We start from the raw sequence: 21,616 nt of genomic DNA, 5'->3' as shown, positions 1-21,616 counted from the left end.
TTGTTTACAATCAGCACCTTCTCGGCTATCCTTTAGTAGAAGGAGTGTGAAAACATGTCTTTTGTGACAGAGCACTTGGGATTGATTTTCCTGGTTATAAACACGATATTATCATTTATTATTGTCTTTCGAGAACGGAAGGATACGGTCAATACATGGGCTTGGTTGTTAGTCTTGACCTTTATTCCAGTTCTCGGTTTTGTTTTATATGTTTTTTTTGGGAAGGGGATTTCCAAAGAACGAATCTTTGATTTGAAGATGCAGACCAAAATCGGTATGAACGTTGAAGTCCAGCAACAGCAACGCGCTTTAACACGGGGACTATTTCCAAAGCCGACAACGAATCAAGTAGATCCGAGGCAGTTGATTTATATGCTGACGATGTTTGAGAGTTCACTATATACAACCAATAATGAAGTGACGCTCTACACTGATGGCCGTGAAAAATTTGACGCTTTGCTTGAGGACATTAAGCGGGCGAAGTTCCATATTCATATGGAGTACTACATTTATCGCGCAGATAATTTGGGACTTGAAGTTCGCGAAGCATTAGTCGATGCTGTTTCTCGAGGCGTGAAAGTTCGCCTGCTGCTGGATGCTTGGGGCTCCACTCAAGTCAATCGACGTTTCCTTACACCGTTAATCGAAGCCGGAGGCGAAGTTGATTTTTTCTTTCCACTATTTTTACCGTATCTAAATCCGCGAATGAACTATCGGAATCACCGGAAAATCGTCGTGATCGATGGTGAGATCGGGTATACCGGTGGGTTCAATGTGGGAGATGAATATCTTGGTTTGGTTGAAAAATTTGGTTATTGGCGAGACAATCATTTGCGCATCCATGGTCATGCCGTTTATACTTTGCAGAATCGCTTTTTGATGGACTGGAATTCCCAGCAAAAACACGAATTGGTTTATCAGCCCGATTATTTTCCTGAAATCGAATCAGATGGTAAATTAGCCCTGCAAATAGTCAGTAGCGGCCCGGATAGTGAACATGAACAGATCAAATTGACCTACTTAAAAATGATCAATCTGGCAAAAAAAGAAATTTTGATCCAGACGCCTTACTATATTCCAGACGCTCCGATTCATGAGGCGCTGAAACTAGCGTTGCTTTCCGGGGTAAAGGTTCGAATGCAGATACCAAATAAGCCCGATCATATTTTGGTTTATTGGGCGACGTATTCTTTTGCGGCAGAGCTGTTGGAATATGGCGCGATCATCGAGACCTATGAGAATGGTTTCATTCATGCTAAAACCATGGTGGTCGATGCTGGGATTGCTTCAGTAGGATCGGCGAATATCGATGTTCGTTCTTTCAAATTGGATTTTGAAGTAAATACACTTGTATATGATGCGGCATTTGCAGAAGAACTAAGAGAAGAATTTTATAAGGATTCGATGAAATCAGAACTTCTGACGCAGGAAAAATACGATCAGCGCGGTACGGTTATCAAGTTTAAAGAGGGAATCGCTCGTTTGATCTCACCACTCTTATAAAAATCATTTGCGCTTTCATGGTTTGATAGTATAAAATGAACTAGCTTGTTTAGTGAATCAAACATCTAGGAAATGATTAAGGAGATTTTTCATGAAGAAATGGTTAATTCCCCTATTAGGTACGCTTTTACTTTTGTCCGGTTGTTCAAAATGGATCGACCGCGGCGAATCAATTACGGCTGTCGGGTCCTCCGCGCTGCAACCTTTAGTTGAGACAGTAGCTGAGGAATATCAAAGTAAGAATCCCGGCAGATTTATTAATGTCCAAGGCGGCGGAAGTGGTACAGGGTTAAGCCAAGTACAGTCCGGTGCTGTTGAAATCGGTAATTCTGATTTGTTTGCTGAGGAAAAAAATGGAATCGACGCGAAAAAATTGGTCGACCATAAAGTTGCGGTCGTCGGGATTACTCCGATCGTTAATAAAGGCGTTGGCGTAAAAAATATTTCGTTGGAAAACTTGCGCAAAATTTTTCTTGGTGAAATCAAGAACTGGAAAGAAGTCGGCGGAAAAGATCAAGAAATCGTGATCTTAAATCGGGCAACCGGCAGCGGAACGCGTTCGACATTTGAGCAATGGGTGCTAGATGGCAAAACTGCGATTCGAGCCCAAGAGCAAGATTCCAGCGGCATGGTTCGACAAATTGTTTCCGATACACCAGGTGCGATTAGTTATACGGCCTTCTCTTATGTAACGAAGGATGTTCAAACATTGAGCATTGATAATATTGAACCGACCGACGAAAATGTTACGACCAATCGTTGGAAAATCTGGGCTTATGAACACATGTACACCAAAGGAAAGCCAACCAAGTTGGTTGAGGATTTTCTTGATTACATGCTTTCAAAAGAAGTTCAAGGAAAAGTCGTTCCACAACTCGGCTATATCCCAATCTCTGATATGAAAGTAGAACGAGATTGGCAAGGCAATGAAATAAAATAAGAATCTCAGAGGGCATAGAAAAAAATTTTCTGTGCCCTTTTTGCCAGTCCAACTTTTCGCAGTTAAATAAACTATGAGAGCTACTCAATTGTTCATTCAAATTATAGGTACAAGCTGTTTAGTTGGATGGTATGCGTACGAAAATAAATTCATTTTTTCGTTCTTTGAAAAAATGATTACCAAAGCAATGAGCTAGCAGCCAGTCCCGATTTTTCCGCAGTTAAATAAACTATGAGAGCCAATAAAATAAATTATTGGAAATAAAATGTACAAGCTGTTTAGTTGGATGGTATGCGTACGAAAATAAATTCATTTTTTCGCTCTTTGAAAAAATGATTACCAAAGTAAAGAGTTAGCTGGCAGTCCGGTTTTTCGCAGTTCAATAAACTATGAGAGCCAATAAAATAAATTATTGGAAATAAAATGTACAAGCCTTTTAGTTGGATGGTATGCGTACGAAAATAAATTCATTTTTTTATTTTTTGAAAAAATGATTACCAAAGCAATGAGCTAGCTGCCAGTCCCGATTTTTTCGCAGTTCAATAAACTATGAGAGCCAATAAAATAAATTATTGAAAATAAAATGTACAAGCCGTTTAGTTGGATGGTATGTGTACGAAAATAAATTCATTTTTTTATTTTTTGAAAAAATGATTACCAAAGCAATGAGCTAGCTGCCAGTCCCGATTTTTTTGCAGTTAAATAAACCATGAGAGCTAATCAATTGTTCATTCAATCAACTTAGATAAATGATAAACACAGAGATGATAAAACAAGGAGGCACTATAAGATGTACTATCCAATTCAACTGCCTTTTCTATTGAACGAGGAATTTACTCGTGTAATGAATTATCAGGAGAAGATTATTCCTGAGTCCAGCGATTTTATTTTGTGCTTTTGGGAGATCTCCTCAAAAATGAACGAGCTGACTCAAGTTAAAAATGTGATCATCGCAGATGGCTGCATTGATTTAATCGTGGACTATGATCAGAAAATGATTTTTTTTACGGGAAATCAGCAAACGGATTTCGATTATGAGATTCAGACACCTGCCCATTTTTTTGGTGCCCGCATGATGCCGGGAGCTTTTCATCAATTAACGGGGATACCTGCCAATGAGGTAATGGATGAATTTCTATTGCTTTCCGATATTTTTGCTGACTTGGATCATGATGAGTTCTTTTCGCTGAGTTTTCCTGAAGCACAAGAAAAATTTCAAACCTATTTGGTCAGGAAATTTGCTGAGAAGCATCCGAATGAATTTACGCATCTTTTCCCGCGAATGTCTGAAACGATTCCTCAGACTACGGAAGACTTGTATGAATTGCTTCACTTTAGTCCGCGGCAATGCCAGCGATTATTTTCAAAAAATTTTGGTCTCACTCCCAAGATGGTACTGAGTATTTTGCGGTTTCAGAAATGTCTGCAAATATTGACTTCTGAACAGGCCAAGCCCGCGGATATTTTGGCGGTGACGAATTATTATGATCAGCCTCATTTCAATCGAGATTTTAAACATCATCTAGGCATCACACCCTTAGATTTAGTCGCGCGGTACAAAAATTGACGCATTTTTACAATAAGTTTCTTTTTCTGCTTGCTAGAATAAGAGTATAAATAAGGAGGCGGTTAATATGTACAAAAATATAACGACGAATTTAATGGTGGCAAGTGTAGATGCATCTGTGGAGTTTTATCAGGAAGTTCTTGGATTAGAGGTAGTCGCTTCGGTTCCAGCTAAAGATCAAACGTTGCAATTTGCGATTCTGGCTAAAGAATCATTAAGCTTGATGCTGCAAGAACAAAGTAATTTGAGCGAAGAATACCCGATTCTGACGACGGAGAAAATCCAACCTTCGATTACGCTATATATTACGATTGATAATTTCGAGGAATTTTATGCAAATGCCAAAACCAAGTATCCAATCTATACTGAACCTCATGCAACTTTTTATGGCGCGAAAGAATTTGCGATCACAGATCCTGATGGTTATGTACTAACGTTCACTGAATATAAAGAGGACTGATCACGATGGCAATCTCCCACCAAAAAAACAAAACTGGTGGGACTGGCAGGACTAAATAAACAGAGAAACAGCATCCGCGGATGCTGTTTTTTTTGCCAGTTTTCCTTCCTGTTTTAGCAGGTTAGTAAAATGGTATGCGTGGTGAAAATAAAACTCATTTTTCTTCAGAGAAAAATGATTACTGTAAAATAAACTAGCTGCCAGTTTTCTTTCCAACATCAGAAGATTTACAAAATGGTGTCATTATATTTTTATTCAAAAAAATTCTGCCTATTCTGAGCCGGCTAGCAAGCAGTTCAGTTGCGAATAGCCTCCGATTTAGTTTACACTTTCTTTACAATTGTCATGGAAGCGTTACAGGAGGTTAAAAGGAAATTGATTTTCAACAGGTAAAATGATTTTGTCGGTTTGTAAAACCGAGTGGATTAGTTTGAAGGAATCAGGAGGAGTAGGCCTTGGAAAATGAAGATGTAAAAAAAGCGCTCACGACGAAATCAAAGCGTGCAAGGATTGAACAGCGAGGACGCTTTATCAGTTTTGTTTGTATCGCATTGATCGTGTTTGTGGTTGGAGCGATTTTCTATTTTGTAGCAAGTAAAGGGTTATCGACCTTTTTTGTAGATAAGATTAATGTATTCGACTTTTTATTTGGCACAGTCTGGAATCCTAGTGCGACAGGACCAGATGGCAAGCCTTTAGTGGGTGCTTTGCCAATGATTCTAGGTTCATTTATGGTGACATTTTTATCCGCAATTGTAGCGACTCCTTTCGCAATCGGTGCGGCGGTCTTTATGACAGAAATCTCGCCGACTAAGGGACAAAAATTTTTACAGCCGGTCATTGAATTATTAGTAGGTATTCCTTCTGTTGTATATGGTTTTATCGGTTTAACAGTGATCGTACCCTTCATCCGGTCCATTTTTGGCGGAACGGGTTTTGGGATCTTATCGGGAACCTTCGTCTTGTTCGTCATGATTTTACCAACGGTGACTACGATGACGGTCGATACATTAAAATCAGTGCCACGTCATTACCGCGAAGCTTCACTGGCTTTGGGAGGAACGCGTTGGCAAACGATTTACAAAGTTGTATTGCGGGCAGCGATCCCGGGAATTCTGACCGCTGTCGTATTCGGAATGGCTCGGGCCTTTGGTGAAGCTCTAGCGATCCAAATGGTGATCGGGAACGCCGCTTTGATGCCGGCGGGTCTAACAACACCAGCATCAACCTTAACTTCGATTTTAACGATGGGAATTGGGAATACGATCATGGGAACAGTAGAAAACAATGTCCTGTGGTCATTAGCCTTGATCCTATTATTCATGTCTTTAGTTTTCAATATTTTAATCCGCTACATTGGAAAGAAAGGGGATATAACGAATGGATAAAGCCAAACGCGCAGATAAAATCGCGACAGTCATTTTGTATACTGTCTCTGCTGTGATCGTTGCGATCCTGGCCTTTCTTTTACTATATATTTTAATCCGCGGCTTGCCGCATGTTTCTTGGGAATTCTTGACCTCTCCATCAAAAGCTTACCAAAAGGGTGGCGGGATCGGGATTCAATTATTCAATTCGATCTACTTGTTACTGATCACGATGATCATCAGTTTACCAATTTCGTTGGGAGCTGGGATTTATCTATCTGAATATGCGAAGAAAAATTGGGTGACCAATGTTATTCGGACATCGATCGAAATTTTAAGCTCACTGCCTTCAGTGGTTGTTGGTTTGTTCGGCTTCTTGATCTTCGTTATCCAGTTTGGATATGGCTTCTCGATTCTTTCAGGGGCTTTGGCATTGACCTTGTTCAATTTGCCCTTGCTGACAAGAAACATTGAAGAGTCGTTAAGAGCGATTCATTACACACAACGTGAGGCGGGATTAGCTCTAGGCTTGTCACGTTGGGAAACTGTTACGAAAATTGTTGTTCCAGACGCCTTGCCAGGAATTTTAACCGGAGTCATTTTGAGTTCGGGCCGGATTTTCGGTGAAGCGGCGGCATTGATTTATACAGCTGGACAAAGTGCGCCGGCTTTGGATTTTACAAATTTCAATCCATTGAGCGTTTCAAGTCCATTAAGTATTTTCCGTCAAGCTGAAACGTTAGCCGTGCACATTTGGAAAATCAATACTGAAGGCACGATGCCAGACGGCAACGCTGTTTCCGCGGGAGCTTCGGCAGTCTTAATTTTAGCAGTCTTGCTATTTAATTTTGGCGCACGGGCGATCGGTAAACGACTGCATAGAAAAATGACTTCAGCATAAGAAGAATAGTTTAATTGTGCGAAAAGAAAAGTGAATGATTTGTAACTAAATTTCCTCAGTACGAACAAGGAGAACGTTGATGAAAGAATACAATTGGGAGGAACGCAACCTCATCAGGATGCCTGGCGAAATTGCGTTGCATACGGAAGATCTGCATGTCTATTATGGAGACAATGAAGCCATAAAAGGTGTCGATCTGGAATTTGAAAAAAATAAAATTACCGCGTTAATCGGCCCTTCAGGCTGTGGGAAATCGACCTATTTGCGGTCTCTGAACCGGATGAACGACGGGATTGCCAGTGCCAGTGTAACTGGGAAAATCATATACAAAGATGTAGATGTCAATGCATCAAACATTGATGTCTATGAAATGCGCAAACGGATCGGAATGGTGTTTCAACGACCAAATCCTTTCAGTAAATCGATTCGCGAAAATATCACATTTGCACTAAAACAACACGGAATGCGTGATAAAAAGCAACTGGAAGAAGCAGTTGAGACCAGTTTGAAACAAGCGGCGCTGTGGGATCAGGTCAAAGACAACTTAGACAAAAGTGCTTTGGCCCTATCTGGTGGACAGCAGCAGCGTTTATGCATTGCGCGAGCAATTGCGATGAAGCCAGATATCTTATTACTAGATGAACCAGCCAGCGCCTTGGACCCGATCTCAACAGGAACGGTCGAAGAAACACTGATTCAATTGAAAGAAAACTATACGATCATCATTGTGACTCACAATATGCAGCAGGCAGCCCGGATCAGTGATTATACGGCTTTCTTCTATTTAGGACATGTTATCGAGTACGATGAAACACCGAAAATCTTCACACGGCCGAAAATTCAGGCTACCGAAGATTATGTATCAGGACACTTTGGTTAAGAGACGGAGGAAATTGAATGTCGAAGATTATTACTTCCAAAGACCTTCATTTGTATTATGGTAAAAAGGAAGCCTTAAAAGGCATTGATATGGATATTGAAAAAGGTGAGATCACCGCGATGATCGGACCTTCAGGCTGCGGAAAATCGACTTACTTGCGCTCATTGAATCGAATGAATGATTTGATTCCAGGTGTGACGATCACCGGCAGTGTGATGTATAAGGACAAAGATATTTACAGCCCTAAGACAGATACGGTGGAATTACGAAAAGAAATCGGGATGGTTTTTCAACAGCCAAATCCTTTTCCATTTTCGATTTACGAGAACGTCATTTATGGGTTAAAATTAAAGGGTGAAAAAGACAAAAGCAGGCTTGATCAAGTGGTGGAAGAAAGTTTGAAAGCTGCTTCGGTTTGGAATGACGTCAAAGATAAATTGCATGAGAGTGCATTATCCTTATCTGGCGGGCAACAACAGCGGGTTTGTATCGCTCGCGTTTTAGCAGTCAATCCAGAAGTTATTCTAATGGATGAACCAACAAGTGCACTGGACCCTGTATCCACGGGGAAGATCGAAAACATGTTGTTAGAGCTGAAAGAAAATTACACGATCATCATTGTGACGCACAATATGTCACAAGCATCGCGGATTTCTGACCGTACGGCGTTCTTCCTGCAAGGAGAATTGATCGAGTTCGACAAGACGAAGAAGATTTTCTTAGATCCAGCAAAACAAGAAACAGAGGATTACATCTCAGGAAAATTTGGTTAGCTTGCAAGAAACTAGTAGAGATAGTCTATGACTCGAATAGAATTAATTTTTCATGGAAAAGTTGATTCGTGATTATGAAAAGGAGGGCAACGATGTTACGTACACAATTTGAAGAAGATTTGCTGAATCTTCACAATCAGTTTTATGAAATGGGTATGATGGTCTCAAGTGCCGTGCACAAATCGGTCCGTTCATATATTGATCATGATAAAAAATTAGCACAAGAGGTTATCGACCATGATGTTGAGATCAATGACATGGAAGTCCGCTTGGAGAAAAAAAGTTTTGAAATGATCGCTTTACAGCAACCCGTCACTACAGACTTGCGGACGATCATTACGATTATGAAAGCCAGCTCTGACTTGGAACGAATGGGGGACCATGCGGTCTCTGTTGCCAAATCGACCATTCGCTTAAAAGGTCTGCCGCGGATTTTAGAAGTCGAAAAAGAAATCAATGAAATGTCCAACTACGTAAAAAAAATGGTGGACAATGTTTTGATCGCTTATGTTAAGACTGACGAAAAAGACGCTCGAATGATTGCATTAATGGATGAACGAGTGAACGACTATTTCCAAAAAATATATGACATGACCACGAATACTATGGAAAAAGAATCCGATACGATCATTAGCGGAACCGATTATCTGCACGTTGCAGGCTACTTGGAACGCGTGGGTGATTATGTAACGAATATTTGTGAATGGATCGTTTACTTAGCGACAGGAAAAATCACTGAGCTTAACAGCAATCGCAACGAAACATTTTAAGACAATCTGCCAGCTAGATAATTCTAGCTGGTTTTTTCTACATATTAATAGGAAGAAACACATTCTTTAAGAAGTCGGATAAAAAGATGGGTCTTTAGTCCTATGACAAATGCTCAAAAACATTGCATAATATGAATGTAAACAAAAGTAAGGTATTTGCTTTTTGAAGGAGGCAATTTCTATGAATGAAAGACAACGAATTATGGAATTAGTTAAAAAAGGTATTTTATCAACTGAAGAAGGTTTGGATTTACTAGAAACTATGGCCAAGGCGAAAGATGAAGCGCAGATCAAACAAGCTGCTGATAAAGTGGATTCTTACCACCGCGACCAAGCAACCAATTTAGTTGATGAATGGGAAAAAGGAAAAGACACAGAAGAAGCAGATCGTTCTGAAGAACAGGACTTGGAAGAACTTGAAGCTTATTTTGATGACTTAGCCACCGAAGCCAACCAAATTTCTGCTCATATTGATGAAATCAATCAAAAGAAAAAAGAGCTGAAAGCGGCACTTCATGAAAAAGAAGAAGTTTTGATGGAGTTAGACACGAAAGAAGAGTTGGATACATTATCTGAAGAAGACGATGACATTCGTGAAGCTGTGGAAGAGGCGATTGATAATCTTAAAGAAAAAATCGCTGAGTTAGAAGAAGAAGCTGAAGAAAAAGAAGAAGAATTGAAGAACGTGCAGGACAACCAAAACGAAACGCGTAAAGAACGCAATCGTGCACGCTTTGATATTCCAGATGATTTAAAAGATCAAGCAAGCGAAACATTCTCACAAGTTGGTGAAAAGCTAGGAGAAGCCGGTGTTCAATTAGGACGCTTGATGAAGAAGACTTGGAAAACAGTTTCTGACACAGTGGAAGAAAATGTTGATTGGAAAGACTTCAACGTAAAAGTTCCTGGTCTTGTAACTTCGAAATTTGAACATCAATTCTTATACACTGATGTTGAACCAACCTTGATCGACATCAAGTTGGCAAATGGTAAAGTAACCTTAAAGGCTTGGGACGATGCAGCTATCAAAGTAGATGCGAAAATCAAACTTTATGGTAAAATGAACGAAGCAACTCCATTACAATCATTAATGGAACGCAGTCAAATCGAAGTGAATGATGAACACATCTCATTCCAAATACCAAACAAACGGGTTCAAGCGGAGTTAGTATTCTATTTGCCGAAACGCACTTACGATCACGTAGCAGTTAAATTGTTAAATGGTGATTTGAATGTTGAAGAGATGGATGCCAAAGACGTTTATGCTAAATCAACGAACGGTAACATCAGCTTCAAACAGATCGACGCTACAATGCTTGAAATCCAAGGCGTCAACGGCAACATTGAAATCCGCGAAGGCGCGATTTTAGATTCAATCATCGAAACGGTTAACGGCAATATTACTTCTAAAGCGGCCGTTCAAAATTATGGCATCTCATTAGTAAACGGTGATGTGAAGTTAACGGCTGGACATGACAGCTTACAAAAAATTAAAGCAAGCTCAGTTAACGGAAACGTCAAAGTTTCTTTAGGCAAAAATATTGGTTTGGAAGGTCTAGCTAAAACAAGCTTAGGCAGCATCAATGACCGCCTGTCAAACTATGAAGTAATCAGAGAAAAGAAAGAAAAAACAAATCGCTTGTTGCAATTCCGTCGTGTAGCCGATAAAATGGCAAAAATCGATGTATCTACAACAACAGGCAGCATTTTCTTGAAAGATTTCGACAATTAGGAAATAATAAGGAAGGAAGATTCATATGCAAAAGAGATTACAAAAGTCACGAACTAATGTGGTACTGACAGGTACCTTAGCCGGGATCGCCGAATACTTCGGGATCGATCCGACAATCGTGCGTGTGATTTATGTTTTCTTAAGTTTCGGCTTAATCGGCGCACCGGTTGTACTATATGTCTTGTTAGCATTAGTGATTCCTGCGGGTCAAAAAGGCCGGGATTCTTATGGACACAACAATCCATACTATGGAAACAATGATTACAACAACTACGAGAAAAAAACGTCCCGCCAACGTAAGAAAGCGGATAAAATCGACGATGATGACTGGAGCGACTTTTAATGACTTACCTACAGCGCTTAATAGCTAACTCACTGATTTTCATTTCACTATCGGTGCTCTTTCCCAACCAAGTTTATGTGGAGAGTTTGACGATGGCTATTGCTGCAAGCTTTGTCCTGTCAATTTTGAATACATTAGTGAAACCGATTCTGATTCTGCTTTCACTTCCGTTGAACATTTTGACCTTGGGGCTCTTTAGCTTTGTGATCAGCGCTGGTATGTTGCAATTGACTTCCAACTTATTAGGAAATTATCGTTTTGGCTTTTCCAGCTTTGCCATCTCAATCTTGGTGGCGATCGTCATGGCGATTGTCAATGCGATCGTTTCAGATCATAATATCGACAAATATGCGGATAGGTAATCACCTATCCGTTTTTTTTTGACAATTTTTCTGGTTCAACCGATAAATTAGTAACTGGCAAGACCAAATTAAATATTTTTTTATGCGGTTTCATTAACTTTTTATGAAGGCTTTTTGATTCTTATCTGAGAAGGTTATCTGAACCTAGTCACTCCAATGATAAAATGATAAAATAGAGCGGAAGTGTAGAAAAGAGGGATTATATGGCTGAAACAGTAAAAGTAAAAGAACTAGTTAATAAACTTTCATTGGAAGTAGTAACTGGCGATGAAGAAAGTCTTGAGCGGGTCATTACCACCGGCGATATTTCTCGTCCAGGTTTGGAATTGACCGGTTATTTTAATTATTATTCACATGATCGTTTACAACTTTTTGGAAATAAAGAAATTACCTTCGCGGAGCGTATGATGCCAGAAGAACGCTTGATGGTTTTACGTCGTATGTGCAGCGATGATACTCCGGCTTTTATCGTTTCTCGTGGCTTAACGCCGCCAAAGGAAATGATCGAAGCAGCTAGTGAACGCAATATTCCAGTATTAAGTTCACCGATCTCGACTTCGCGTTTATTAGGCGAAATCTCAAGTTTTCTAAATGGCGGATTAGCATTAAGGACCAGTGTTCACGGCGTATTGGTGGACGTTTATGGTTTAGGAGTACTGATTCAAGGTGACAGCGGAATTGGTAAGAGTGAAACTGCGCTGGAACTAGTCAAACGTGGACATCGTTTAATCGCAGATGATCGTGTCGATGTTTATCAACAAGACGAATTGACATTAGTCGGCGAACCGCCTAGAATTTTGCAGCATTTAATCGAAATTCGCGGAATCGGTATCATTGATGTGATGAACTTATTTGGCGCCAGTGCTGTTCGCGGATCGATGCCGGTTCAGCTAGTAGTTTATTTAGAAAGCTGGTCGAAAGATAAAAAATACGACCGTTTAGGCAGCGGCAATACCGAAGTGGAGATTGCAGAAGTAAAAATTCCGCAGGTGAAGATTCCAGTGAAAACTGGTCGAAATGTCGCAATCATCATCGAAGTAGCAGCAATGAATTTCCGTGCTCGTACAATGGGTTACGATGCGACGAAGACCTTTGAAGATCGTTTAACCCAATTAATCGAAGAGAATTCAGGACAATAAGATGGTTGGACAAATAAATCGCACCGCCTTTGAATTGTTTGGTCTTCAAATTTATTGGTACGCGATCATTATTGTTTCAGGAATAGCAATTGCTTTGTGGCTCGCCAACCGTGAGGCATTGAGAGTTGGTTTAAAAGAAGATGATATGACGAACTTTCTTCTATGGGCATTGCCGATTGCGATTATAGGCGCTCGTTTGTATTATGTCTTGTTCGATCTGCCGATGTATCTTGCCGATCCAATCCAGATTTTTAATACACGCAGCGGCGGATTAGCTATTTATGGTGGATTGATCGCCGCGGTACTTGTTTTGATCGTCTATACACGTCACCATTTTATTGATCCATGGTTATTTTTGGATGTAGTATCGCCAGGGGTAATGCTGGCTCAAGCGATGGGCCGCTGGGGTAATTTTACGAATCATGAGGCTTTTGGCGGTGAAACGACAAGGCAGTTTTTGGAAAGCATCCATTTACCGCAGTTTATCATCAATAATATGTACATTGATGGCGCCTTTCGCCAACCTACCTTTTTCTATGAATCCATGTGGAGCCTGGCAGGTTTTATCTTGATTCTGTTCATCAGAAAAAACGTATCGCTCAAACGTGGCGAGCTATTTTTAGGCTACGTGACTTGGTACAGCTTCGGCCGTTTCTTTATCGAAGGAATGCGGACGGACAGTCTGTATGCATTTGGCGGAATTCGAGTCTCCCAATTATTGTCAGTCGTTCTTTTTGTCGGGGGAATCGCACTACTGTATTATCGTCGCAAAAAGAGTACAAATATCAAATTGTACGAACGTGACAAGGGTGCTAATCAGGCTTTAATATAAGAACGTGGTATCAGTTATCTATGCTATGATAATATAGTAGATTAAAAAAATAGCAGTACGAGTTAGGATACCAGCCATACTATTTACTGGTATATTGATGAAAAGAAGTACTTTAATACGAACTAGGAGGAAATCTCTGTGAAGCAAAAAGTTGCAGTTTTAGGACCAGGTTCTTGGGGAACAGCATTAGCTCAAGTCTTGGCCGAAAATGGACATGAAGTAAGAATTTGGGGAAATCATGAGGCGCAAATTGATGAAATCAACACGTACCACACGAATCGCCACTACTTACCGGATTTAAAAATTCCCGACAGTATTAAAGGGGAAAAGGATCTGAAAGAAGCTGTAAAAGATGCGGATGCTGTTTTGTTCGTAGTTCCAACAAAAGCGATTCGCTCCGTAGCACAGGAATTTGCTAAAGTAGCTGAAAATAAACCCGTAATTATCCATGCAAGTAAAGGATTAGAGCAAGATACGCACAAACGAATCTCAGAAGTTTTGATTGAAGAAATTCCTGAAGAACATCGTCAAGGTGTGGTTGTATTATCGGGACCAAGTCACGCAGAAGAAGTGGCAGTTCACGATATTACTACGATCACAGCAGCTTGTAAAGATCAAAAATTAGCCGAATATGTGCAAAAACTATTCATGAATGAATATCTTAGAATTTACACCAACCCAGATGTCATCGGTGTTGAAATGGGTGCAGCTTTAAAAAATATCATTGCTCTAGGGGCGGGTGCCTTGGCAGGACTTTCTTACGGAGACGATGCTAAAGCGGCTATTATGACTCGTGGATTGGCGGAGATCAGTCGTCTAGGTGTAGAGATGGGCGCAAATCCATTGACTTTTATTGGTTTGAGCGGTGTCGGCGACTTGATCGTAACATGTACTTCGGTTCATTCACGAAACTGGCGTGCAGGGAATTTATTAGGCAAAGGACACAAACTAGATGAAGTTTTAGATAATATGGGCATGATCGTCGAAGGTGTTTCAACGACGAAAGCTGCTAAGGAATTAGCTGACAGTATGAATGTCAGCATGCCGATTACTGAAACGATTTATGATGTTTTATACAATGACAAAGACGTGCGTCAGGCTTGTCGCGATTTGATGATGCGTGAAGGTACGTTTGAAAATGAATTTACTTTAGAATAGAAAGAGTGGGACAGTATTCATGCGAGTAAAAAAAGCAGTTATTCCAGCCGCTGGTTTGGGAACAAGATTTCTACCAGCTACTAAAGCGATGGCCAAAGAAATGTTGCCAATCGTTGACAAACCAACGATCCAATTCATCGTTGAGGAAGCATTAAAATCTGGGATCGAAGATATTTTAATCGTGACCGGAAAAGCCAAACGCCCAATCGAAGATCATTTCGACTCAAATATTGAATTAGAAATGAATCTGCAAGAAAAAGGCAAAACAGATTTATTGAAATTAGTCGAAGAGACGACCGATGTTAATCTGCATTTCATTCGTCAATCACATCCAAAGGGCTTGGGGCATGCTGTCTTGCAAGCACGTGCCTTTGTTGGCAACGAACCATTTGTCGTGATGTTGGGTGATGATCTGATGGAAGACCGTGTTCCGTTGACTAAACAATTGATGAACGATTACGAACAAACGCATGCATCAACGATCGCCGTTATGCGTGTTCCTGAAAAGGAAACATCAAAATACGGCATCATCAATCCAGGTGAAGAAGTATCTAAAGGCTTGTTCAATGTGAAGAACTTTGTCGAAAAACCAAAACCTGAAGAAGCACCAAGTAATTTAGCGATTATTGGCCGTTACTTACTGACACCTGAAATTTTTGATGTATTAGCGACACAAAAACCAGGGGCAGGCAATGAGATCCAATTAACGGATGCGATTGACACTTTGAATCGGACACAACGCGTATTTGCACAAGAGTTTACAGGCAAACGCTACGATGTGGGTGATAAATTCGGCTTTATGACAACGAGTATCGAGTATGGATTGAAACATCCTGAGATCAAAGATAAATTGCATGACTATATCATTGCTTTAGGAAAAGAGTTAAGTGGTCAAAATAAAGTAAAAAAATAATTAACTAAGCGCAGATTTGATTCTGCGCTTTTTATATTGTTAGTTATTTTAATTTATTAAATCATTGGTTTTTCAAATGTAAATCATCATAATAATTAATAGAAAAAATTGGTTATTTTGTTATATAATGTTTTTTGAAAATAACGAATTAAAAAAGGAGACTGAATGAAAACTTCCCGATTAAATAGAGAAATAGTCATCGAATGTGCGATGGCCTTGGTCTCTGAGTCTGGTATCAGCGGACTAAGACTCAATAAGATCGCTGATCGCCTAGAGGTCAAATCTCCTTCGTTGTATACGCATACAGGGAGCGTGACAGAATTACGGCAAGCGGTAGTCAGAAAGGCAATGGAGGAGTTTCGCGAGCAACTGGTGGATGCTATCTTAGGCAGAGCCAATCTTTGCGCTTTTCTAGAGTTAGGAAAAACATGGACAGCCTACGCAAAAAATAAAAATGCCTTTTATACTGTTTTTTATGAAAAAGAGTACATACGCTCTTATGAAAAAAACATCTCTGTTTTTTTAAGAGCTGCATTTGATCGTATCTTCATAGACTGTGAACTAACTGATAAAGAAATTATTCAAGTTGAACGTGTGATGACGAATTATTTTCGTGGACATGCTGATCGTTTTACTGAGCAGAATTTCGATGAAACAGATTTAATCAGTGATCTAGAAATCATTTACAATGGCATTCGTCAAAACTTCAGGAAAGTACCTCAAGAAATTTAATTGAGGTACTTTTCTATTAGATTTAATTATAATTCTTTCTCTTTCATTAATTTCCATGAGAATGGTATAATTTAAGTTAGCATAATGAGTGAAAAATGAGAGGAGCGATTGAATGAGTTTAGGTGGAATCGCAGCAATTATTGCGGCACTAGCATTTGTTGTTTTGGTTATCTTTTTAGTGCGTGTCTTGAGTCAAGTTTCAAAAACGGTTGAAAAAGTTGAAACGACAGTGACCGAGGCGAATACGACGATTGATGTTCTTACTAAGGACGTAGATTTACTCATGCAGCAGGTCGAAGGATTGCTGGTTAAAGGCAATCACTTGTTGAATGATATTAATGGGAAAGTTGAAACAATTGATCCATTGTTTACAGCGGTGGCTGATTTGAGTCAGAGTGTCTCTGATTTGAATACCACAAGCCGAAATTTGGCGGGAAAAGTCGGTGGTGTCAGTAAGAATGCAGCGAAAGCTAGTGTTGCAGGAAAAGTTGGTGCTACGACGATGAGATTCTTTAGAGATCGCAAAACAACAACGAAAACGGAGGGGTAAGAATGGCAAAACGCGGAAAATTTTTAGCAGGTGCTTTGATCGGCGGAACGGCTGCAGCAGTCGTTGCTTTATTATTAGCACCAAAATCAGGAAAAGAATTGCGTGAAGACTTAGCAAAGAAAACAGATGATTGGTTAGACTTAGCGTCTGATTATACAGATGATTTTGTTGCAAAGACCAGCGAGATGGGATCGATTGTAAAAGATCGCGCCTCTGATTTAAGTGATCAAGCAAGTGATCTGGCTTCAAATGTGAAGGACAAAGTAAATGATTCAATGGACGATATGGATGACATTACGTCGGATACTTTGGAAGATTTGAAACGTCAAAGCTCTGATTTGTCTGACCGTTTTCGTAAAGCAGCCAGCGATACGAAAGATGTCGCTGAGGATGCTTCAGAAGATATCGTGATCGATGCGAAAGTGGCCAAAGAGGATGCGAAAGAAACCGTTTCTGAAGGTGCTGAAGCTTTAGCTGATAAAACGAAAGAGTTAAATAAAGAAAAACCCGATTTCTCCGAAGTCAAAGAAGAACTAAAGGAAGAAGTCGAAAAAAATAATCCAGAATAAATGATGCAGCCCTCACTTTTGAGGGCTATTTTTTTACCATTGCGTGCGCAACGCCTGCTATTGCTGTAATCTTGAGTCATAGTAATCAATCATTAAGGGGAGACGAAGATGGAAATTGGAAAACAAATTCGCTCAAGAAGAGAAGAAGTGAAGATGACTCAACAGCAATTGGCAGATCAAATCTACGTGACGAGACAAACTATTTCAAAATGGGAGTTAGGAAAAAGTGAACCAGATCCGATTTCTCGAAGTAGTCTAGAAAGGATTTTGGCTGTTCAATTAACGGAAGGGTCTTCTTCACAAAAAGCTGAGGAGGCAGATGTTATGAAAAAAATTCAGTGGTTCGCAGGTTTGTTGTTGTTTGGGATTCTATTTTTACCGTTGCGTTTTCTGTGGGTGATGATCAGGAGGTATTGGGAGCGGCCATGGAATCGATTCATTTTGATTCCCGCTGTTTTGGTCTTCGTTTTGTGGTATCTGCATTCACTTAAGGATCATGTCTTTTATTTCTTTTTAGCAGTGATTCTATTGGCTTATCTGGTCACGAGCTACTATTTTTTCAATGATCAGAAAATGTTGCAGGATAACTAAAAAAGAAACACCATTTTTCGGATGGTGTTTCTTTTTTCTTCTATTATAAGATAGTTAATTCTTTTGAAGTTTTGGTGAATGGGATGCAGCCGTCTTTCGTTACGAATAGACAGTCTTCAATCCGAACACCAACATCATTTGGCAAATAAATTCCTGGTTCGATTGAGAAGCACATGCCTTCTTTGACCTCTAAATCATTGCCGCCAACAATTTGCGGGAATTCATGAATCGTTGTGCCGATTCCGTGACCTAGACGATGGTTAAAGTATTCACCGTAGCCATGGCTTTCAATAACATCACGTGCCAGCTTATCTAGCTGTCCGCAGGTAACACCCGGTTTTACAGCGTTTAAAGCAGCCATATGAGCATCTAGCACGATATTGTAGATGTCTTTTTGGTGATCTGTCGGTTTCCCACACGCCACAGTTCGAGTAGCATCACTGCAATAACCATTGACGATTGTACCAAGGTCGAATAAAACCAGTTCATTTTCTTTACAGGTATTTTTACCAGGAGTACCGTGAGGGCTGGCAGCATTTGGTCCAGCTAATACTTCGGTTGGGAATGACATTTGTTTAATGCCTTTTTTCTTCAATTCATATTCAATCTCAGCCACGATTTCTTCTTCAGAGACACCTGGTTTCACATGTCTAAAACCAATCTCGAAAGCTAAATCAGCTGTTGAGCCAGCTTCGATCAAACGTTGGCATTCTTCTTCTGTTTTATATAATTGCAATTCTTGAACTAGTGGAGTTAAGTCGGTCGAAAAATCAGCTGATGGGAAAGCTTGGCTCAAACGAAGGTAACGATCCAAAACCAATTGATTTTTTTCTAACGCGATTTTTTTAGGAGAACCATAGCGTTTTTTGATTTCGTCTACGATCAAAGCAAAAGGATCTTGACTATCTAAATAGCCCACCACATCGTACTCAAAACTGCTGGCTTTTGCATCTTCAACTTCTAAGCCTGGTGCAAAAAGAAATGGGTCTTTTTCAAGTGGAATGAAAAGCGCCAATACACGTTCCATTGGGTTACTGTCAAAGCCGGAGAAGTAACCAATGTGACTTGCATCAGAGACATACGCCAAATCCACATCGTTTTTTTCCATCCATTTGCGTAATTCTAAAACTTTTTCTTGGTTCATTAAAGCATCCTTCTTTCTATTAGCGTTATATTGATTGTAACACTAATAAAATTTATTGAAAAATGATTCTGATAAAACGCTTACAAAAAAATAAGGAAAAATGTGTAAAACGGTTGCAATCGATGAAACAACGTGCTATTATCTTTTAGAAATGTAAATGATATTTTCTGAAAACAATATAAAAGGAGCATATCCATGGAAAAGCAAACAATTACGATTTATGATGTTGCCCGCGAAGCAAACGTTTCAATGGCAACCGTTTCTCGTGTGGTCAACGGCAACCCAAATGTAAAACCAACAACACGTAAAAAGGTGTTAGAAGTTATTGAGCGTTTAGATTATCGTCCCAATGCAGTCGCACGAGGACTAGCAAGTAAGAAAACAACAACAGTTGGTGTGATTATCCCTGATGTCAGCAATATGTTTTTTGCTTCATTAGCACGCGGGATCGACGACATCGCAACGATGTACAAATACAATATTATCTTAGCCAACTCTGACGGCGAGGCACAAAAAGAAGTCAACGTGCTGAATAACCTATTAGCGAAACAAGTTGATGGTGTGATTTTCATGGGACATCGCATTACAGATGAAATCCGTGCTGAATTTTCTCGTTCAAAAACACCAATCGTTTTAGCTGGTTCAATTGATCCAGACGAACAAGTCGGCAGTGTAAACATCGACTACAAAGCAGCAACAAAAGAATCAATCGACTTATTAGCAAAACACGGCAATAAGAAAATTGCATTCATCAGCGGTGCGTTAATCGATGCAATCAACGGACAAGCTCGTATGGGCGGTTACAAAGAAGCATTGGCTGAAAATGGTTTGGATTACAACGAAGGCTTAATCTTTGAAGCACCTTATAACTTCAAAGAAGGATTGGCTTTGACTGATCGTATCTTAAACAGTGGTGCAACAGCTGCTTATGTGACCGATGATGAATTGGCTATCGGTTTATTAGATGGTTTGATCGACAAAGGCATGAAAGTCCCTGAAGACTTCGAAATCATTACAAGCAATGATTCATTGCTAACAGAAGTGGCTCGTCCACGTCTAAGCAGCGTGACACAACCATTGTATGATATCGGTGCTGTCGCTATGCGTCTATTAACGAAAATGATGAACAAAGAAGAGATCGAACAAAAAACGATCGAATTGCCACACGGCATCTTCGAAAAAGGTTCAACAAAACAATAATAGTGAAAAGGCTGTGCCGATTTCGGCGCAGCCTTTCTTTTTATCTGAAGGAAGACTACATCGTCGAAGGATGCCGCCGTGCAAAATCAAAGAAACGAAACTTATCAACTTGATGGCGACTTTCAGTGTATTGAAATTGCCTAGCATCACTGGTGAAAACACGGCTTTTTACAGAGACAATGTTGATATCATGTTGATTTAGATCCAGAAGCTCACGATCCTCCTCAGTCAGAGCATCGATCGTGATTTCTTTTTCAGCAAAGGCGATATTCAATGCCAATTGATTCTCAAAATAGCGATAAATCGAGTCCTTTGCAATCTCAGTATCTAGCTCCGGAACAATCGTCGTTAAGAGTAGATCCTTATCTAAGATCACTTTCTTCTGATCAATGGCACGAGTTCGAATCAAATCCCAACAAATCTCCCCGACCTCAAAACCAGTCACCTGTGCAGCCTTTTCATCAATGACGATTTTTTTCAAGCTGACAACATCAGTGCTGCTTTCATACCCATAAGAATTTTGCAGCTCCTTATAGCTGGTCAAGCCAGAAACTGGAAAACGCAATTGCTCACGCTTCAAGACAAGGGAACCTTTGCCCTGAATTTTTTGAATGTAGCCATTGGCCATCAGAAGGGAAAGCGATTTGCGAATCGTGTCCCGCGATACGTGATACGTTTGCCGAAGTTTATTCTCACTAGGCAAATAAGAACCTGCCTCATAAACACCCTTTAAAATCCCACGTTCAATTGCTTGATAGATTACCTCATAATTTTTCATCGAATCCTCCTTTCAAGTTGCAGCGCAGCGAAACGAAACAAAACAAAACAAAACAATCCAATCCAATCCAATCCAATGGGTGATTCATGTTTCATTGAAAAGTTTCGCAACTTGTCCGTATATGTATTTTCATTATACAAATAGCGAATTCAAAAGTAAAACGCTTTCTAATGATTGTTGAAAAATAAAATGAGTAAATTCTTATTTTTACTCAAACTTGTTGGGTTAGTTGCCAACTTGTTTGGAACTGAAAGACCAATATTTAGTTAATAAAACTTGTTATCCTTTATTAAAATTAGAGAGTTCTAATAAAAGGCGACATCCCACAAATGTAAGCGATTTACAAATATCTTCAAAGCACTTATAGTAAATGTATCAGCTGAACTTATCCATACAAGTTAAATTATTCGGA

At 39.8% G+C, this 21,616-nt stretch carries 23 protein-coding genes; 21 read left to right on the top strand and 2 right to left on the bottom strand.

Annotated features, from left to right (window positions below; translation table 11 throughout):
- Positions 1-54: 54 nt before the first annotated feature.
- The 20 genes from cls to I585_RS05495 all read left to right on the top strand — a co-directional run bounded on the left by cls (position 55) and on the right by I585_RS05495 (position 18,082).
- Entirely contained in the window at positions 55-1,503 is a 1,449-nt protein-coding gene (gene cls / locus I585_RS05590; protein ID WP_010738958.1) for a cardiolipin synthase, read from the top strand.
- Between the two features lie 91 nt (positions 1,504-1,594).
- On the top strand, positions 1,595-2,443 hold the full coding sequence (locus I585_RS05585) for a phosphate ABC transporter substrate-binding protein PstS (RefSeq protein ID WP_010738957.1): 849 nt from the start codon (positions 1,595-1,597) through the stop codon (positions 2,441-2,443).
- A 790-nt stretch (positions 2,444-3,233) separates the two neighbouring features.
- Entirely contained in the window at positions 3,234-4,010 is a 777-nt protein-coding gene (locus tag I585_RS05580; RefSeq protein ID WP_010740065.1) for a helix-turn-helix domain-containing protein, read from the top strand.
- Between the two features lie 67 nt (positions 4,011-4,077).
- Complete coding sequence (locus tag I585_RS05575) at positions 4,078-4,470, top strand: VOC family protein (RefSeq protein WP_010740064.1); 393 nt, start codon at positions 4,078-4,080, stop codon at positions 4,468-4,470.
- A 455-nt stretch (positions 4,471-4,925) separates the two neighbouring features.
- A complete protein-coding gene (gene pstC, locus I585_RS05570) occupies positions 4,926-5,858 on the top strand; it encodes a phosphate ABC transporter permease subunit PstC (RefSeq protein ID WP_010740063.1) in 933 nt (310 codons plus the stop codon).
- A complete protein-coding gene (gene pstA / locus I585_RS05565; protein ID WP_010740062.1) occupies positions 5,851-6,738 on the top strand; it encodes a phosphate ABC transporter permease PstA in 888 nt (295 codons plus the stop codon). Before pstC ends, pstA begins: the two co-directional genes overlap by 8 nt.
- A gap of 79 nt (positions 6,739-6,817) precedes the next feature.
- On the top strand, positions 6,818-7,618 hold the full coding sequence (gene pstB, locus I585_RS05560; protein WP_010740061.1) for a phosphate ABC transporter ATP-binding protein PstB: 801 nt from the start codon (positions 6,818-6,820) through the stop codon (positions 7,616-7,618).
- Positions 7,619-7,635: 17 nt separating this feature from the next.
- Positions 7,636-8,391 carry a phosphate ABC transporter ATP-binding protein PstB gene (pstB, locus tag I585_RS05555; RefSeq protein WP_010740060.1) on the top strand — a complete coding sequence of 252 codons (756 nt, stop codon included), beginning with the start codon at positions 7,636-7,638 and terminating at the stop codon, positions 8,389-8,391.
- A gap of 92 nt (positions 8,392-8,483) precedes the next feature.
- Positions 8,484-9,161, top strand: coding sequence for a phosphate signaling complex protein PhoU (gene phoU, locus I585_RS05550; protein WP_010740059.1), 678 nt, complete (start codon positions 8,484-8,486; stop codon positions 9,159-9,161).
- A 181-nt stretch (positions 9,162-9,342) separates the two neighbouring features.
- Positions 9,343-10,893, top strand: a complete 1,551-nt coding sequence (gene liaX / locus I585_RS05545) for a daptomycin-sensing surface protein LiaX (RefSeq protein WP_010740058.1) — start codon at positions 9,343-9,345, stop codon at positions 10,891-10,893.
- Positions 10,894-10,918: 25 nt separating this feature from the next.
- Positions 10,919-11,236: a PspC domain-containing protein gene (locus tag I585_RS05540; RefSeq protein WP_010740057.1), complete on the top strand. Its 318-nt coding sequence runs from the start codon at positions 10,919-10,921 to the stop codon at positions 11,234-11,236.
- Complete coding sequence (locus I585_RS05535) at positions 11,236-11,598, top strand: phage holin family protein (RefSeq protein WP_010740056.1); 363 nt, start codon at positions 11,236-11,238, stop codon at positions 11,596-11,598. The genes I585_RS05540 and I585_RS05535 overlap by 1 nt, the downstream gene beginning before the upstream one ends.
- 203 nt (positions 11,599-11,801) lie before the next feature.
- On the top strand, positions 11,802-12,737 hold the full coding sequence (hprK, locus tag I585_RS05530; protein ID WP_010740055.1) for an HPr(Ser) kinase/phosphatase: 936 nt from the start codon (positions 11,802-11,804) through the stop codon (positions 12,735-12,737).
- Between the two features lies 1 nt (position 12,738).
- Entirely contained in the window at positions 12,739-13,569 is an 831-nt protein-coding gene (gene lgt, locus I585_RS05525) for a prolipoprotein diacylglyceryl transferase (RefSeq protein WP_010740054.1), read from the top strand.
- Between the two features lie 138 nt (positions 13,570-13,707).
- Positions 13,708-14,727: an NAD(P)H-dependent glycerol-3-phosphate dehydrogenase gene (locus I585_RS05520; protein WP_010740053.1), complete on the top strand. Its 1,020-nt coding sequence runs from the start codon at positions 13,708-13,710 to the stop codon at positions 14,725-14,727.
- A 19-nt stretch (positions 14,728-14,746) separates the two neighbouring features.
- Positions 14,747-15,640, top strand: a complete 894-nt coding sequence (galU, locus tag I585_RS05515; RefSeq protein WP_010740052.1) for a UTP--glucose-1-phosphate uridylyltransferase GalU — start codon at positions 14,747-14,749, stop codon at positions 15,638-15,640.
- Between the two features lie 165 nt (positions 15,641-15,805).
- Positions 15,806-16,372, top strand: a complete 567-nt coding sequence (locus I585_RS05510) for a TetR/AcrR family transcriptional regulator (protein ID WP_010740051.1) — start codon at positions 15,806-15,808, stop codon at positions 16,370-16,372.
- Between the two features lie 112 nt (positions 16,373-16,484).
- Positions 16,485-16,922, top strand: coding sequence for a DUF948 domain-containing protein (locus I585_RS05505; RefSeq protein WP_010740050.1), 438 nt, complete (start codon positions 16,485-16,487; stop codon positions 16,920-16,922).
- Between the two features lie 2 nt (positions 16,923-16,924).
- Positions 16,925-17,491, top strand: coding sequence for a YtxH domain-containing protein (locus I585_RS05500; RefSeq protein ID WP_010740049.1), 567 nt, complete (start codon positions 16,925-16,927; stop codon positions 17,489-17,491).
- 108 nt (positions 17,492-17,599) lie between these two features.
- A complete protein-coding gene (locus I585_RS05495; protein WP_010740048.1) occupies positions 17,600-18,082 on the top strand; it encodes a helix-turn-helix domain-containing protein in 483 nt (160 codons plus the stop codon).
- A gap of 43 nt (positions 18,083-18,125) precedes the next feature.
- Here the strand turns inward: I585_RS05495 and I585_RS05490 are convergent, their stop codons facing one another.
- On the bottom strand, positions 18,126-19,226 hold the full coding sequence (locus I585_RS05490) for a M24 family metallopeptidase (protein ID WP_010740047.1): 1,101 nt from the start codon (positions 19,224-19,226) through the stop codon (positions 18,126-18,128).
- A gap of 195 nt (positions 19,227-19,421) precedes the next feature.
- Here I585_RS05490 and ccpA point away from each other — a divergent pair, with 195 nt between their 5' ends.
- Positions 19,422-20,426, top strand: coding sequence for a catabolite control protein A (gene ccpA / locus I585_RS05485; RefSeq protein WP_010740046.1), 1,005 nt, complete (start codon positions 19,422-19,424; stop codon positions 20,424-20,426).
- A gap of 55 nt (positions 20,427-20,481) precedes the next feature.
- Here the strand turns inward: ccpA and treR are convergent, their stop codons facing one another.
- On the bottom strand, positions 20,482-21,204 hold the full coding sequence (gene treR, locus I585_RS05480) for a trehalose operon repressor (RefSeq protein ID WP_010740045.1): 723 nt from the start codon (positions 21,202-21,204) through the stop codon (positions 20,482-20,484).
- Between the last annotated feature and the right edge of the window lie 412 nt (positions 21,205-21,616).

Source organism: Enterococcus malodoratus ATCC 43197, from assembly GCF_000407185.1.
Taxonomy (GTDB): domain Bacteria; phylum Bacillota; class Bacilli; order Lactobacillales; family Enterococcaceae; genus Enterococcus_A; species Enterococcus_A malodoratus.
The sequence above is the reverse complement of the archived record's forward strand: the minus strand, read 5'-3'. Positions and strand labels throughout refer to the sequence as shown.

Excerpts from the sequence above, each read along its gene's own strand:
- cls (WP_010738958.1), top strand. The coding sequence starts at position 55 with ATGTCTTTTGTGACAGAGCACTTGGGATTGATTTTCCTGGTTATAAAC.
- I585_RS05585 (WP_010738957.1), top strand. The coding sequence starts at position 1,595 with ATGAAGAAATGGTTAATTCCCCTATTAGGTACGCTTTTACTTTTGTCC.
- I585_RS05580 (WP_010740065.1), top strand. The coding sequence starts at position 3,234 with ATGTACTATCCAATTCAACTGCCTTTTCTATTGAACGAGGAATTTACT.
- I585_RS05575 (WP_010740064.1), top strand. The coding sequence starts at position 4,078 with ATGTACAAAAATATAACGACGAATTTAATGGTGGCAAGTGTAGATGCA.
- pstA (WP_010740062.1), top strand. The coding sequence starts at position 5,851 with ATGGATAAAGCCAAACGCGCAGATAAAATCGCGACAGTCATTTTGTAT.
- pstB (WP_010740061.1), top strand. The coding sequence starts at position 6,818 with ATGAAAGAATACAATTGGGAGGAACGCAACCTCATCAGGATGCCTGGC.
- pstB (WP_010740060.1), top strand. The coding sequence starts at position 7,636 with ATGTCGAAGATTATTACTTCCAAAGACCTTCATTTGTATTATGGTAAA.
- phoU (WP_010740059.1), top strand. The coding sequence starts at position 8,484 with ATGTTACGTACACAATTTGAAGAAGATTTGCTGAATCTTCACAATCAG.
- liaX (WP_010740058.1), top strand. The coding sequence starts at position 9,343 with ATGAATGAAAGACAACGAATTATGGAATTAGTTAAAAAAGGTATTTTA.
- I585_RS05540 (WP_010740057.1), top strand. The coding sequence starts at position 10,919 with ATGCAAAAGAGATTACAAAAGTCACGAACTAATGTGGTACTGACAGGT.
- I585_RS05535 (WP_010740056.1), top strand. The coding sequence starts at position 11,236 with ATGACTTACCTACAGCGCTTAATAGCTAACTCACTGATTTTCATTTCA.
- hprK (WP_010740055.1), top strand. The coding sequence starts at position 11,802 with ATGGCTGAAACAGTAAAAGTAAAAGAACTAGTTAATAAACTTTCATTG.
- lgt (WP_010740054.1), top strand. The coding sequence starts at position 12,739 with ATGGTTGGACAAATAAATCGCACCGCCTTTGAATTGTTTGGTCTTCAA.
- galU (WP_010740052.1), top strand. The coding sequence starts at position 14,747 with ATGCGAGTAAAAAAAGCAGTTATTCCAGCCGCTGGTTTGGGAACAAGA.
- I585_RS05510 (WP_010740051.1), top strand. The coding sequence starts at position 15,806 with ATGAAAACTTCCCGATTAAATAGAGAAATAGTCATCGAATGTGCGATG.
- I585_RS05505 (WP_010740050.1), top strand. The coding sequence starts at position 16,485 with ATGAGTTTAGGTGGAATCGCAGCAATTATTGCGGCACTAGCATTTGTT.
- I585_RS05500 (WP_010740049.1), top strand. The coding sequence starts at position 16,925 with ATGGCAAAACGCGGAAAATTTTTAGCAGGTGCTTTGATCGGCGGAACG.
- I585_RS05495 (WP_010740048.1), top strand. The coding sequence starts at position 17,600 with ATGGAAATTGGAAAACAAATTCGCTCAAGAAGAGAAGAAGTGAAGATG.
- I585_RS05490 (WP_010740047.1), bottom strand. The coding sequence starts at position 19,226 with ATGAACCAAGAAAAAGTTTTAGAATTACGCAAATGGATGGAAAAAAAC.
- ccpA (WP_010740046.1), top strand. The coding sequence starts at position 19,422 with ATGGAAAAGCAAACAATTACGATTTATGATGTTGCCCGCGAAGCAAAC.
- treR (WP_010740045.1), bottom strand. The coding sequence starts at position 21,204 with ATGAAAAATTATGAGGTAATCTATCAAGCAATTGAACGTGGGATTTTA.